General features: G+C 57.9%; 1 protein-coding gene. It reads left to right on the top strand.

Going from position 1 to position 271, the window contains the following annotated elements:
* A partial coding sequence (locus tag V5P19_RS23615; RefSeq protein WP_334407977.1) for an efflux RND transporter permease subunit occupies positions 1–271 on the top strand: 271 nt, incomplete at both ends.

Below are 271 nucleotides of genomic sequence, written 5' to 3'. Positions count from 1 at the left end.
CTATGAGAGCTGGTCGATTCCGTTCGCCGTAATGTTGGTGGTGCCGCTGGGCGTTATCGGCGCGCTGATCTTCACTACCTTGCGCGGTCTGAGCAACGATGTTTACTTCGTGGTAGGCCTGCTGACAACCATTGGCCTGTCGGCGAAGAACGCCATCCTGATTGTGGAATTCGCCAAGGATCTGATGGAGAAGGAGGGCAAAGGCCTGGTGGAAGCGACGCTGGAAGCGACACGCATGCGTCTGCGTCCCATCCTGATGACCTCACTGGCC

This window comes from Enterobacter sp. UNJFSC 003, assembly GCF_036903355.1.
Taxonomy (GTDB): domain Bacteria; phylum Pseudomonadota; class Gammaproteobacteria; order Enterobacterales; family Enterobacteriaceae; genus Enterobacter.
The sequence above is the reverse complement of the archived record's forward strand: the minus strand, read 5'-3'. Positions and strand labels throughout refer to the sequence as shown.